The 12920-nt window shown below is 59.8% G+C and carries 10 protein-coding genes and 1 tRNA gene; 4 read left to right on the top strand and 7 right to left on the bottom strand.

Annotation, left to right across the window (positions count from 1 at the left end):
- Positions 1-54 precede the first annotated feature (54 nt).
- Positions 55-2349, bottom strand: coding sequence for a DUF1631 domain-containing protein (locus IB273_RS17890; RefSeq protein ID WP_192224679.1), 2295 nt, complete (start codon positions 2347-2349; stop codon positions 55-57).
- Between the two features lie 278 nt (positions 2350-2627).
- Here IB273_RS17890 and nadC point away from each other — a divergent pair, with 278 nt between their 5' ends.
- On the top strand, positions 2628-3476 hold the full coding sequence (gene nadC / locus IB273_RS17885; protein ID WP_151189421.1) for a carboxylating nicotinate-nucleotide diphosphorylase: 849 nt from the start codon (positions 2628-2630) through the stop codon (positions 3474-3476).
- Positions 3477-3584: 108 nt separating this feature from the next.
- Complete coding sequence (gene galE, locus IB273_RS17880) at positions 3585-4601, top strand: UDP-glucose 4-epimerase GalE (RefSeq protein ID WP_192224678.1); 1017 nt, start codon at positions 3585-3587, stop codon at positions 4599-4601.
- A 58-nt stretch (positions 4602-4659) separates the two neighbouring features.
- On the opposite strand, the gene IB273_RS17875 is transcribed toward galE, so the two are convergent.
- Positions 4660-4735: transfer RNA gene (locus IB273_RS17875), tRNA-Thr, on the bottom strand.
- A gap of 34 nt (positions 4736-4769) precedes the next feature.
- Positions 4770-5912, bottom strand: coding sequence for a glycosyltransferase family 4 protein (locus tag IB273_RS17870; protein WP_318652489.1), 1143 nt, complete (start codon positions 5910-5912; stop codon positions 4770-4772).
- 488 nt (positions 5913-6400) lie between these two features.
- Here IB273_RS17870 and IB273_RS31940 point away from each other — a divergent pair, with 488 nt between their 5' ends.
- The gene (locus IB273_RS31940; RefSeq protein ID WP_192224676.1) at positions 6401-6802 is read left to right on the top strand and encodes a GtrA family protein; all 402 of its coding nucleotides are present in this window, start codon (positions 6401-6403) and stop codon (positions 6800-6802) included.
- On the opposite strand, the gene IB273_RS17860 is transcribed toward IB273_RS31940, so the two are convergent.
- From IB273_RS17860 to IB273_RS17845, 4 genes are all read right to left on the bottom strand, one after another.
- On the bottom strand, positions 6789-7379 hold the full coding sequence (locus IB273_RS17860; protein ID WP_192224675.1) for a class I SAM-dependent methyltransferase: 591 nt from the start codon (positions 7377-7379) through the stop codon (positions 6789-6791). The two genes, IB273_RS31940 and IB273_RS17860, sit on opposite strands and share 14 nt — an antisense overlap.
- Entirely contained in the window at positions 7376-8512 is a 1137-nt protein-coding gene (locus IB273_RS17855) for a glycosyltransferase family 2 protein (RefSeq protein WP_225610214.1), read from the bottom strand. Before IB273_RS17855 ends, IB273_RS17860 begins: the two co-directional genes overlap by 4 nt.
- 41 nt (positions 8513-8553) lie before the next feature.
- A complete protein-coding gene (locus tag IB273_RS17850) occupies positions 8554-10404 on the bottom strand; it encodes a hypothetical protein (protein WP_192224673.1) in 1851 nt (616 codons plus the stop codon).
- A gap of 167 nt (positions 10405-10571) precedes the next feature.
- Positions 10572-10985, bottom strand: a complete 414-nt coding sequence (locus IB273_RS17845; RefSeq protein ID WP_192224672.1) for a pilin — start codon at positions 10983-10985, stop codon at positions 10572-10574.
- A 228-nt stretch (positions 10986-11213) separates the two neighbouring features.
- Here IB273_RS17845 and pilB point away from each other — a divergent pair, with 228 nt between their 5' ends.
- On the top strand, positions 11214-12917 hold the full coding sequence (gene pilB, locus IB273_RS17840; RefSeq protein ID WP_192224671.1) for a type IV-A pilus assembly ATPase PilB: 1704 nt from the start codon (positions 11214-11216) through the stop codon (positions 12915-12917).
- Positions 12918-12920: the final 3 nt, after the last annotated feature.

Here is a 12920-nt window from a genome sequence, read left to right as displayed (position 1 = left end):
CACTCTAAAGCAGGCGACGGGGGAAATGAACTCGCTGGCACGCGGCCAGCGGGCTCAGGCGTTCTTCAGGCGGCGCAGGTTGCCGATCACCGACTCCAGGGCGCGGTCGAACAGCAGCGCGTCGTCGAGCAGGCGCACGGCGTTACGGCGGAACTCGACGGCCAGGCTCATGCGGGTCTTCTCCAGCACCTTCATGCCGGTGCGGTTGACGAAGATGTAGCGACCGCTCGGGCGGATCACCGCAGCCAGCTTGCAGCGCAGCTTGTGCTCTTCGTCTTCCTGGATTTCCACCCAGCTGCCGACGCGCAGGTCGTCGACCTTGCGCAGCGACTCGTCGTCGTCGGCAAAGGCCTCCTCGGGCTCTACGACGCGGGGCGGTTCCGGCGAGGCGAGGACGATCTCCTCGACCACCGCCACCATGGCTGGCTGTGCAGGTGCAGGCGCGACGGCTGCTGGTGCATCCAGCGGGTCGTCGAGCAGCGGCAGGTCGTCTTCCAGATCGAGCAGCGGCGCTTCCTCGACCTGCTTGTAGCGCTGGAAGGCCTGCACATGCAGCCCTTCCAGGCGACTGAAGAATTCACCGGTGGAGAACGGATCGAAGGCGGCCGAAGCCAGGCCTTCGCGCAGCGACTTGAGCAGTTGCGGGACCATTTCCAGCAGGCGCAGACGGGAATCCGGATCTTCGTGGGGCTCGACGCTCCAGATCAGGTCGTCCATGGTCGCCAGCGCGGCTTCCCACTCGCTGGAGTGAGTGCCGTGCTTCAGGCAGGTGAGCAGCAGGACCTGGCTCCAGGCCTCCTGCAGCAGGCGCACCACCACTTCGGGCAGGGTGCGGCCCAGCAGGCGCTCATTGAGCACACCTTCAACGTCCTGGCGGGCCAGTTCGGCGCGCGCGCGTCCCTCTTCGGCGTCGCGTGTGCGCTGCTCCAGCAGGTCGCTGCGACGGCGCTCGTCGCCGGTGAAGGAGATGAACTCGTCGAGCAGCTCGGAGAAGATCGCCGGGTCGTCGACGAAGTCGTTCAGCAGACGCATCACCACCTGCTCGATCTTCTGGTACAGGTGGTCACGCTGGCCATCGGACTGCTCGGCCCAGCCCAGGGCGGCCGAGGCGATCTCGTTGAGCAGGCGACGCGCCGGATGGCTGCCACGGCTGAAGAAGTTCTTGTCGAGGACCGCAACCTTGAGCATCGGGATCTGCATGCGGCCGATCAGGGCCTTGAGCGAATCCGGCAGGGTGCGGTCATCGAGAATGAATTCGAAGAGCATGGAGACGAGGTTGATGACGTCTTCGTCCACCTGGCCGACCACGCGGGAACGGCCGCTCTTGCTGCTGACGCGGGTCAGCAGGTGATCCAGGTGCTGGCGCACGTCGATCTCGTCGATGCTCTGCGCCGGCAGGTGCGACTGCAGGTGGGACAGCAGGCGCATCAGGTCATTACTGGAAATAGGCACCGCATCGGCCGGCATCGGGCGCGCCGGGGCAGCACTGCCGCGCACTTGCGAGAGCAGATCGCGCAAGGCAGCGAAGGCGGCCTGGCTGTCGGCATCCATGTACTGGCCGGGGACGCCCTGCTCGCCCACTTCAGCGGCAGCAGAAGACGGCGCGGCCCCCTGGCTACCGGGTACGGTACGTTGCGGCGGACGGCGCAGCGGGACGGATTTCAGCTCCGGCAGCACGCCCAGCGCGATCAGCGTCTGGTTGGCTTCCGCGTACAGGTGCTCGGCGTCGGCCAGCACGTACTTCTCGAAGAGCTTGAGGATGATCAGCTTGACCTTGATCTCCACGCCCAGGCCACGGCAGGCATCGAGGAAAGCCTCGCACAGCTGGCGCGGACCGAGCGGGTTGCTCTTGTCCTCGACCTTCTTGCTGACCAGGGTATTGATACGGGTAGTGAGGTGCGTGAGGGCGACACCGTCGCGGCTCATCACCTTGGCAACCATGGCGTCCAGGGCGACGGACTCTTCCAGTTCGTCGTTCTGCACCAGGGTGAGATTTTCGTAGGAAACCGTATCCAGCACCGGCGCGCGGCCGATTTCATACTGGTTCAGGTTGGCGAAATTCTCGAAGACCTTCTGCAGGAAGCCGCGCTCGATGCCCTTGCGCTTGAGGCGCAGGTCGCGCATGGCTTCGAAGTAGGCACTCTGTTCAGCGTTATTGGCGGCGCGATCGGCCATCTCGAACAGGGTGTCGTCGGCGTTATCGAACAGGGCCTGCATGGCATGACGCAGTTGGACGGCGACCTTATCGCGGACAGCGACGAGCCCCGCCGGAACGCGTCCAGCGAACGAAGTCTGCGAGGTTTCCGTGGCCGACTTGTTCAGCGGCACTACGTTCGCGTCGTTCTGCATCGCAAGTCTCCTGCCGTCAGACCTGTCTGGCGGCACCAACAGTCATCGAAGCGTCATCCGTAACGTCAATTTAGTGGCGTCAAAAAGCGGAAAGATTCAACGTCATTATAGGGAAGCTTCTTACACAACCAAGAGACATTTCACGCATTCTTGAAGAAATTCACACTGAAGCGCCCGCCGTCCGTCCGACAGATTGTACGACGGTCCAAAAAGCTGCCCTCCCTGCACGCCGCCCACCGTCCCCCGTATAATCGCGCCACTGCGAACAGGAGCCTTCCATGCCGAACCTCACCCTCGCCGAGCTTTCCGGGGAAATCCAGGCCAACGTCCGCGCCGCACTGGCCGAAGACGTCGGCAGCGGCGACATCACTGCCCAGCTGATCCCTGCCGAGCGCGACGCCAGCGCCCGCATCATCACCCGCGAGAATGCCACCCTCGCCGGCACCGCCTGGGTCGACGAGGTATTCCGCCAGGTCGATCCGCGCGTGCAGGTGAAATGGCAGGTCCGCGATGGCGAGCAGGTCAGCGCCGACCAGACCCTGTTCACCCTGGAAGGCCCGGCCCGCGCCCTGCTTACCGGCGAGCGCAGCGCGCTGAACTTCCTCCAGCTGCTCTCCGGCACCGCCACACGCGCCCAGCACTATGCCAACCTCGTGGAAGGCACCGGCGTGAAGCTGCTCGACACCCGCAAGACCCTGCCCGGCCTGCGCCTGGCGCAGAAGTACGCGATCACCTGCGGCGGCTGCCATAACCACCGTATCGGCCTGTACGACGCATTCCTGATCAAGGAAAACCATATCGCCGCCTGCGGCGGCATTGCCCAGGCCATCGCGGCAGCCCAGCAGATCGCCCCCGGCAAGCCGGTGGAGATCGAAGTGGAAGACCTGGACGAGCTGCGCCAGGCGCTGGAGGCCGGCGCCGATATCGTCATGCTCGACGAGCTGAGCCTGGACGACATGCGCACCGCCGTCGCCCTCACCGCCGGCCGCGCCAAGCTGGAGGCCTCGGGCGGCATCACCGAGAGCACCCTGCGCACCATCGCCGAGACCGGTGTGGACTACATCTCCATCGGCACCCTGACCAAGGACGTCAAGGCGCTGGATCTGTCGATGCGGCTGAGCCTGTAAAATTTCCTACTCGCGTTCACGCTGCCTCTGATAGTGCCGATTCGTGCGCCTCTGACATACTCAGGCGCTCACGAATCGGCGAACAGCGAAGGGAGCAAGAGCGCGATCATGACGAAAAGGATTCTGCTGACCGGGGGCTGTGGCTACATCGGCTCCCACATCTGTCTGGAACTGATCGAGCAGGGCTTCCACCCCGTCGTCCTCGACAACCTGAGCAACAGCTCGGCCATCCCGCTGCAGCGCATCGAGCAACTCACCGGCCAGGCAATCCCCTTCGTCGAAGGCGATGTCCGTGACGAAGCCGTCCTCGACCGCCTGTTCGGCGAGCACGAGATCGACGCCACCATTCACCTCGCCGGCCTGAAGTCCGTCGCCGAGTCGGTGGCCGACCCCATCGCCTACTACCAGACCAACTTCTCCGGCACCGTCACCCTCTGCCAAGTCATGCAACGCCATGGCGTGAAGCGCTTCATCTATAGCTCCTCCGCCACGGTCTATGGCCTGGCGGCCGAAAGCCCGATCCGCGAGGACGCTCCCACCGGCCCGGCCAGCCCGTACGGCCAGTCCAAGCTGATGGCGGAAATCGCCCTGCGCGACATCGCCCACGCCGACCCGCAGTGGACCATGGCCATCCTGCGCTACTTCAATCCAGTGGGTGCCCACGCCAGCGGGCGCATCGGCGAAGACCCCAACGGCATCCCCAACAACCTGATGCCCTACGTCTCCCAGGTCGCCACCGGCAAGCAGCCGTTCATTCGCGTGTTCGGCAACGATTACGCCACCCCGGACGGCACCGGCGTGCGCGACTACCTGCACGTCGTCGACCTGGCCAACGCCCACCTCAGCGCCCTGCGCTGGCTCGACGGCGCCAGCGGCGCGAAGACGTTCAACATCGGCACCGGCCGTGGCTACAGCGTGCTGGAAATCATCCACGCCTACGAAAAAGCCTGCGGCCACGAACTGCCCTTCCAGTTCCTGCCCCGCCGCGATGGGGACATCGCCAGCTACCACGCCGACCCCGCCCTGGCCGGCACAGAACTGCGCTGGAGCGCCGCCCGCGACATCGAAGACATGTGCCGCGACGCCTGGAACTGGCAGAGCCAGAACCCTGGCGGCTACGCCTGAGTTTCCGGAAGCCGGAAAACAAAAAGCCCCGCTCGAAAGCGGGGCTTTTTGCTGAAGATGGTGCCGGTAAGAGGAATCGAACCCCCGACCTTCTCATTACGAATGAGCTGCTCTACCGACTGAGCTACACCGGCGGCGGGGGCACTTTATCAGCCACCTATGCGCGAATCAATTGCAGCCCGAAAACGAGCGTGCCAGGTCTTGATAGATGCCCAGATAGGCCTGAACGCAGCTTTCCCAGGACCATTGGCGCGACAGTTGTTCTGCATGGGGGCGCACCTGGCGCAAGGTATCCGGCTCACTCGCCAGCCTGCTCAAAGCCTGCCGCAACTGGATCAGGGCATCAGGGCCGGAGACATCCGCAGCAAATACGCAACGCTCATCCAGACTGGGAAACGCCATCCGCACCTCGTCACTGACCAACACGGGCGTACCGCAGGCGAGCGACTCCTGGATGACGAGGGGGAACCCCTCCCCCTTGCTAGGGAGCACCAGGAGATCGGCTTGCTGGTAGTAGCGCACGACTTCCTCAGCCCTCAGCCCCTCCACCACCGTGATCTGCTCTGACAGCCCCCATAGCCTGGGCGACAGCGGCCCCCAGCCGACGAATGTCCAGTGGATGCCGGGAATGTCGAGACACGCTCTGAGCAGATCAATGCCCTTTTTCTCGACGAACCTGCCCACGAAGAGGAATTCCAGCACCCCACCCCGCGAAGCAGGAGCCGCTGGGGAATATCGCTGATGATCGACACCGTTTGGGATGACGTTCCCAGGCTGCTCACTACGCAGAATTCCCGCCCAGTAATCCGCCACGGGGCGCGACACATAGACAACGCGCCCTACCCGGGAAAGCACGAACCGCCCCAGAGTGTTATTGAGCAGGCGCAGGATGAACCGGGCGGCAGCAGAGTTGAATTCGATCCAGCCGATATGTTGTGTCACCACCACCGGACGGCGCAGGCACCACGCGAACAGCAACGTGATCAGGGACGGGAAATAGAGATAGTCGTGAACCTGAACCAGCTGAGCGCAGCGGACCTCTTTCCACAGCTTGCGCAGACTCGCCAGCCCCCACAACGGCAAAGGCAAGCCCAGGTACCGCTCACAGAAGTCGATGGCCGAAGCCCGCTCGATCCGCAGGCCATAGCCCCCTGCGGGAGCCTCCTCCGCGAGTCCTCCCGCCATCCAGGCAACCTGGACACCTTCACCGGCCAGCCCCTCGGCCAGCTTGCCTGCCACGACCTCGATTCCCCCGCCGTGCGCGGGATAGAAAGCACTGACCTGAAGGACTTGAGGGTCTGCTCCATTCACCAACAACCACTTCTCTCCCGAGTCGGCAATAAAAGACAAACATCTGCGCTGAAATCAATATCGGGCCGCTTGTAACGAGCGCCAATGACCCAATAACTGGCCGAACGCAGCGGATGCTCCAGCCCTGAACTCAAGAGACCAGAGACTATATCTAACAAGACCAAACGCTCACGCCAAAAAAATTAGTTTCAACCCTACAACCCCTAATAATACCTAGCACGCCAGACATCCCCCAAAGACAACCAACCTCATTAAACCAATCTACCTAATACACCTCAGCATGCCTAGCATATATTCACAAAAAGAAGAACCAAGCAGCCTCTCAAGTCGAACGGTTTAAAAATACTACAAATAGCCTAATTTTTCAGGCCTTGGGATAAGGACACCTTCTTGGACCGGCGTTTGCAATCAGCAGCCGCCAAAGGCATCATATCGCCACATTCGAGCAACCGACCTCCCAGACCCAAGACCTCCGGCAGACCACTATATTGAATCGCATCAATAGCATACTAAAGGATCGCCGTTATTACCGATTCATTATCACCGGCGGAATTTGCTTTATAATCAATCTGCTAATTCTCTATACCGCAACCGACCTTATTGGAATCAACTACCTTATATCGACAACTATCTCCATTTTACTTACCAATACCCTTGGCTGGTCCATGAACCGCCATTGGACTTTCAGCACCAGCCAAATGCCGGCAGTTGTCGAGTTCTCCAGGTACCTATCCGCTAATATCGGCCTATTTACTATCAATCTGGGACTTATGGCAGCCCTGGTCTCCATCTGCGGCATCCACTATCTCGTGGCTAGCGCAATCTTGGCAGCATGCATGACTTTCCTTAACTTCACGATTCACCGCCGCTGGAGCTTTAGGAAGAAGTAGCCCCGACCCGCTCATAGAGGGCGTAGTACTGCAGCCCATTGGTGGCCAATCCGAGAATTCCGCTGTGGCACTTCATGGGCATCACCTTTGCCTTGAGCGTCCAGCCCCGACGACTGAGGTGATCGGTCCAGCTGCTGCCATGCTGGTATTGATAGAGCGAGGGGATACCGAAACGGCGGTTTCCCAGCTCATCGAGCACGGCCAGCGTCCAGCGCCCCACTGATGTCCGGTAGGCATGATCCTTGATCAGCAGATAGCGGCCGGAAACCCGGGACAGCTCATCCAGTTGATAGAACGGGTCCTCGCAGTGATGCAGGACATCGATCGAATAGACCAGATCGAAACCGCCATCCGGGAATGGAATCGCCTCGCCAGGCGTATAGATCTGCGGCTCGAAGTGCACGTTCGGGCGGCGCTTCACGTCGAGCGCAGTCAGGCTCTTCACCCCGTCCAGGGCATTGAAGCGACTGGCAAACCAGCCGTCGCCGCTGCCGAAGTCCAGCACCTTGTTCAATTCGCCCAATCCGCTGACCACAGGCAGCAGGTAATCAGCGATACGCAATCTGTATGGATTCATGCAATGGCTTTCCGAGCAGGAATTCGCAGCGTCTCGAGGAAAAAGGCCGCGAGGAAAACCTCGCCACCCAGTGCAATGGCAGTCACCGAGGGAACGACCCAGCGCATCACCACCCGCGGGTCTAGCGCGCCGAACCCACCTTCGCTCCAGATCAGCAGGGCTTCCCAGGTCATCCAGCCGCCGAATGCAAAAAGCGCGAGGGACAGCAGGATGCCACGCTCCAGCGTGACCCGCGAAAGTGCGGCCATCCATCGGGCATCGATGGGCAGCCATCCTGAGGTCATGCCAACCAGCCGACTGAAGACCGAGAAAAACACCATCTGCAAGCCCAGCAGAATACCGGCGCCGGCATACACCAGGGTGTGGACGTCCAACCCGACGTCCCTGACCACGATGGGGTGGAAGTCGATGACCACCATCAGCAGGGAACTGAGCACGAACAGCAGCAGGCCCGGAACGAAGAACAGCCAGTGCGGGCTGAAGATCAGCAGGAACTTCAGGTGTCGCCAGCCATCGCGCCAGGTACGCAAATGCGGCGGGCGCGAACGTCCGTCCGGAGACAGCGTGATCGGCACCTCACAGATACGCAGCTTTTGCAGCGAAGCCTTCACGACCATCTCGCTGGCGAACTCCATGCCAGGGGAATTCAGGTCCAGCTTCAGGATCGCCTCACGGGAAAACCCGCGCAAGCCGCAGTGGAAATCCCCCACCGGCGCCTTGAAGAACAGTCGCCCGATGAAGCTCAGGACCGGGTTGCCGAGGTAGCGATGCAGGAAGGGCATGGCGCCCTTCTCGATTCCGCCAGCGAAACGGTTGCCCATGACCAGCTCATAGCCTTCGCGCAGCTTCTCCAGCATGCCTTCAAGGCGCTGGAAGTCATAACTGTCGTCGGCATCGCCCATGATGACGAATCGACTGTTGGCAGCCTCGACGCCCCCGATAAGCGCAGCGCCATATCCGCGCGCAGCAATATCGACCACTCGGGCACCAGCCGCCACGGCCAGTGCCTGAGAGCCATCGGTAGAGCCATTATCGGCAACAAGCACCTCACCGAGCACATTGTTGCGCGTCAGGAAAGCGCGAGCCTTCGAGACACAGTCACTCACGGTCTCCGCCTCATTGAGGCAAGGCATTAGGATGGTTAACTCCAAACGGGGTACGTCGCAATTCATACTTAATCCGGCGTTCGCATATTGGGAGCAGCGCAATCGAAATTGCCTTGACCGTGAAGAACCTCGTCGAACGAGCCGAAGCGACGATCCAGGGGAGCACGCAGAATACGGCCAGTGACACCCTCTTCGCGGGAGACCAGTACGGTCGAGTCTGAGTTGGGATAGAAGCGCTGCCAGGCGGTGCCGCTCCACTCCGTTGGCAAACCTCGCGGCCCGTAGAGATTGGGACACTTCTGCTCCAGTACGGCGAAAACTTGATCGGCAGTAGCTCGCTCGCCTTCGAAGGCAAGGTCACGGCCTTGGCGCTCCTCAAGGCGGCAACTCACAAACCGAGGACCACCGCCTTTTCCGATGAACATATTCTGCCGTTGCACCCAGGCAAATATCGGATGCCCTTCCTTGTCCGCAACCGAGACCTGTATCGGCAGGCAATCTTGCACATCCACCATCAATCCGAATCGGTAAAGGACTTGATCGATGCGCCGCTTGGACTTCTGCATGCTCTCCGGCAATGGCGACCGGAAATCGGGGAAGACTGCCCTTACTCGGCCCTGGTAGGTCGCCAGCAATGCCTTCAATCGATCCCCCGGCGCCCCGCTCATAGGGATGGACATCTGCCCGACAGGGTTACTCAAACTACCATTGAGACCAGCAGCCGCCAGGACAGAGGCGTTGGTCTGCACTCCCAGCAGAAGATGAAGCGCAGACTCTTCGCGCAGTTGCGGCGCAACCTGGACCTTGAAGAAAGGCTCATCGTCCCAAGGCTCGGCGGAGAATCGGAAGTCCGTCGCAGTAAAACCGTAGAAGCCTTGCAGCAACAGCAGTGCCACCGCAAAAAAACGCCCGACCTTCCCCGGTGCCAGCAAATAAATTCCGCGCACAACCAGAAGGCCAGCGACCAGGAACAAGGGAACGACATAGCGACCGTTCCCGGAAACTGTCGCCCAAATAACATATGAGACTGCAGTGAAAGCCAGCAGCGATATATCGAGCCGGGTGAGCCGTGAAACCAAGGTGTTTCGTAGGGGACGGAAGAACAGCAACCCGAGCGTAACCAGCAAGACCAAAGCCAAGGCTGCAAAGCGCAGATCGGGAGCGAAACCTTCGTAATAAATGAACCGTCGCATTTCCATCAAACGCAAAGGCAAGGAGAAGACATCACTGAACGACACAGCGAATCTCCCCGACGCAACCGTCTGATCGGGAGCATAGGGCGAATGGAATATTCCATTCGCCAGGGGAAATACGGGATTACCAAACTGCTGATACATCTCCCAAGAGTACCAGCCCATTCCGAGCACCCCGCCAATGGCGCCACCCAGGCACCAAGCCAGCCAATCGTAGCCCCAGCCACTCTTTCGCCAGGACTGAACCATAAGTACTATCGAACAGGAAATGACGAAGATGAAGTTACTGAGCTTGATGGAAAAAGCCACGGCAACGAGGAGTGCGCACAGCGTAATCAACAGGAATCGTCTGGACGCCTGTTTAGCCCGACAAAGTAACCCCAGCAGACACGACAGCACAAGAACACTGGACAGAACATCGACGGAAGTACTAGCAACCAGGACCAGAAAAATCGGCGCAAGCCAGGCCATCAGGGTGGCCGCACTCCTCCAGCCACTCGCCTGCGGCCAGAGAAGGCGAGAAATAAGATAAATGACAACAACGTTCAGGGCATGCAGGGCACCTAGCGCCGTACCTATCAACCAAGAAGGCCAACCCGTAATGACCATGAAGTAGAAAGGAAAATAGCCCAGCGGATTCTGGTAACTTTGCGGTCCGGCGGCAAAAAAGTCCTGCGTCAGATTCCCGCTGGCCCAAGCGTATGGCAGGTAGAAGTGGTGGTTCATAAGATCCCACCCTAGATCCTTACCAATCGCTAACCCCCAGCAGACCGTGAGGATGATCAAGGAACTTACGAATTTAAGTGAGAACTTTTCCACTGCTCATCCAGCTTGGCCGTGACAGAAAAAAGAAGGCGCGCCGAGGCGCGCCTTCTTTTGAAGGAGTCTTGCTATTAGCGGCAAGAACCCGGCATCAGACGCTGCGGAGTGCCAGTGCAAGTCCAAGCAGTGATGGCATTGCCGGTGATGGTCGGAGTCAGAGTTACGGATGCGGCCTCACCGATAGTGGTGGCGTTACCAGTAGCGACTACCTCGCCATTCGCCGAGTCCACAGTCAGACTCTGAACGAATTGGGTCGAAACGAAGGAAGCTGCGCAAGAATCCAGGGTAGTGAAGGTGGTGGTACCGGAGGACTGAACGATTTCAGTCACGCAAGTACGAGCGGAGCTGGCAGCCAGCACCACTTCAGAAACGCGGGCCTTACGGGTGTAGTCCTGATAAGCCGGCAGGGCGATGGCGGCCAGGATGCCGATGATCGCAACTACGATCATCAGTTCGATCAGAGTAAAGCCTTTTTGAGCTTTCATAATTCTCTCCAGGTTTTTAGAAGAGGTCGTAGGACCTGAATTCGAAGGAAGCAGGTTCCATGCCAGATCGGCATACACCGCATTCGGCGGGACTTGTGCGAATTACCGGCAACGTGCCGTACGATTTTTCGCAGCAAGTGACAAATTTCGGCACTCCAAATAACCCGGTTTGGCTCCACCGAGCATCTACGATATAAGGCATGCAATACATCATTCGGCCATCTCTGTATGAACGATCAAGTCGTGCTCTCCGGCCTCGCCCGCCAACTGGTGCACTCCGAACTGCTGGACGAGAAGAGCGCCCAGCAGGCGCAACTCCAGGCGCAACGGAACAAGCTGTCGCTGGTTACCTACCTTGTGCAGAACAAGCTGGTGAAAAGCCGCCCGCTGACGGAGCTGGCGGCGGACCAGTTCGGCATCGCCTACTGCGATCTTTCCGGCATCGACCGAGAGTCGATTCCGAAGGAGCTGGTGACTGAAAAGCTTATCCGCCAGCACCGAGTGATTCCGCTCTGGCGGCGCGGCAACAAACTGTTCGTGGGTCTGTCCGACCCGACCAATCATCAGGCAATTACCGATGTTCAGTTCAGTACCGGCCTGACCACCGAAGCCATCCTCGTAGAAGATGACAAGCTCGGCGAGATGATCGAAAAGATCTTCGAGAGCGTAACCGGTGGCTTGGATGATCTAGGCGATGTCGACCTCGATGGACTGGACATCGAAAGCGGTAATGCTGAACCCAAGGACGATGCTGCTGGCGACGCCGCTGACGACGCCCCAGTGGTTCGCTTCGTCAACAAGATGCTGCTGGATGCCATCAAGGGCGGCTCTTCTGACCTGCACTTCGAGCCTTACGAAAAAATCTACCGCGTGCGCTTCCGCACCGACGGCATGCTGCACGAAGTTGCCAAACCACCGATCCAGTTGGCTAGTCGTATATCTGCGCGCCTGAAAGTCATGGCAGGCCTCGACATCTCCGAACGCCGCAAACCTCAGGACGGCCGCATCAAGATGCGTGTGTCCAAGACCAAGTCCATCGACTTCCGCGTCAACACTCTGCCTACGCTATGGGGCGAGAAGATCGTGATGCGGATTCTCGACTCGTCCAGTGCGCAGATGGGCATCGATGCCCTGGGATATGAGGAAGCACAGAAGCAGCTCTACCTGGACGCTCTGAAGCAGCCGCAAGGCATGATCCTGGTGACTGGCCCCACAGGCTCGGGCAAAACGGTTTCGCTTTACACCGGCATCAACATCCTCAACACCCCGGATATCAATATCTCCACGGCGGAAGACCCGGTGGAGATCAACCTTGAAGGCATCAACCAAGTCAACGTCAACCCGCGCCAGGGCATGGACTTCGCCCAGGCGCTGCGCGCATTCCTGCGTCAGGATCCAGACGTGATCATGGTCGGCGAGATCCGTGACCTGGAGACCGCCGAGATTGCAATCAAAGCTGCCCAGACCGGCCACATGGTGATGTCCACCCTGCACACCAACAGCGCCGCCGAAACCCTGACCCGTCTGCTGAACATGGGCGTTGCCTCCTTCAACCTGGCTACGTCCACCAACCTCATCATCGCCCAGCGCCTGGCTCGCAAACTCTGCCCTCACTGCAAGAAGGAACACGACGTTCCGCGGGAAGCCCTGCTCCATGAGGGTTTCCCGGAAGAAAAGATCGGAACCTTCAAATTGTATTCACCGGTCGGGTGCGACAATTGCAAGGGTGGATACAAGGGACGCTTGGGTATTTATGAAGTGGTTAAAATCACGCCAGCCCTGCAGCGGATTATCATGGAGGAAGGCAACTCCATTCAGATCGCCGAACAGGCCCGCAAAGAAGGCTTCAACGATCTGCGCACTTCGGGACTGCTGAAGGCCATGCAAGGCATCACCAGCCTCGAAGAAGTCAACCGCGTGACCAAGGATTAATCC

The sequence above is a fragment of the Pseudomonas sp. PDM19 genome, assembly GCF_014852215.1.
Taxonomy (GTDB): Bacteria; Pseudomonadota; Gammaproteobacteria; order Pseudomonadales; family Pseudomonadaceae; genus Pseudomonas.
Note: the sequence above shows the minus strand (reverse complement) of the source record. Positions and strands in the feature narration are given on the sequence as shown.

What these genes read in the sequence shown, in the direction of transcription:
- IB273_RS17850 (WP_192224673.1), bottom strand. Translation starts at nt 10,404, where the DNA reads ATGAACCACCACTTCTACCTGCCATACGCTTGGGCCAGCGGGAATCTG.
- galE (WP_192224678.1), top strand. Translation starts at nt 3,585, where the DNA reads ATGACGAAAAGGATTCTGCTGACCGGGGGCTGTGGCTACATCGGCTCC.
- IB273_RS17890 (WP_192224679.1), bottom strand. Translation starts at nt 2,349, where the DNA reads ATGCAGAACGACGCGAACGTAGTGCCGCTGAACAAGTCGGCCACGGAA.
- IB273_RS17845 (WP_192224672.1), bottom strand. Translation starts at nt 10,985, where the DNA reads ATGAAAGCTCAAAAAGGCTTTACTCTGATCGAACTGATGATCGTAGTT.
- nadC (WP_151189421.1), top strand. Translation starts at nt 2,628, where the DNA reads ATGCCGAACCTCACCCTCGCCGAGCTTTCCGGGGAAATCCAGGCCAAC.
- pilB (WP_192224671.1), top strand. Translation starts at nt 11,214, where the DNA reads ATGAACGATCAAGTCGTGCTCTCCGGCCTCGCCCGCCAACTGGTGCAC.
- IB273_RS17855 (WP_225610214.1), bottom strand. Translation starts at nt 8,512, where the DNA reads ATGCCTTGCCTCAATGAGGCGGAGACCGTGAGTGACTGTGTCTCGAAG.
- IB273_RS17860 (WP_192224675.1), bottom strand. Translation starts at nt 7,379, where the DNA reads ATGAATCCATACAGATTGCGTATCGCTGATTACCTGCTGCCTGTGGTC.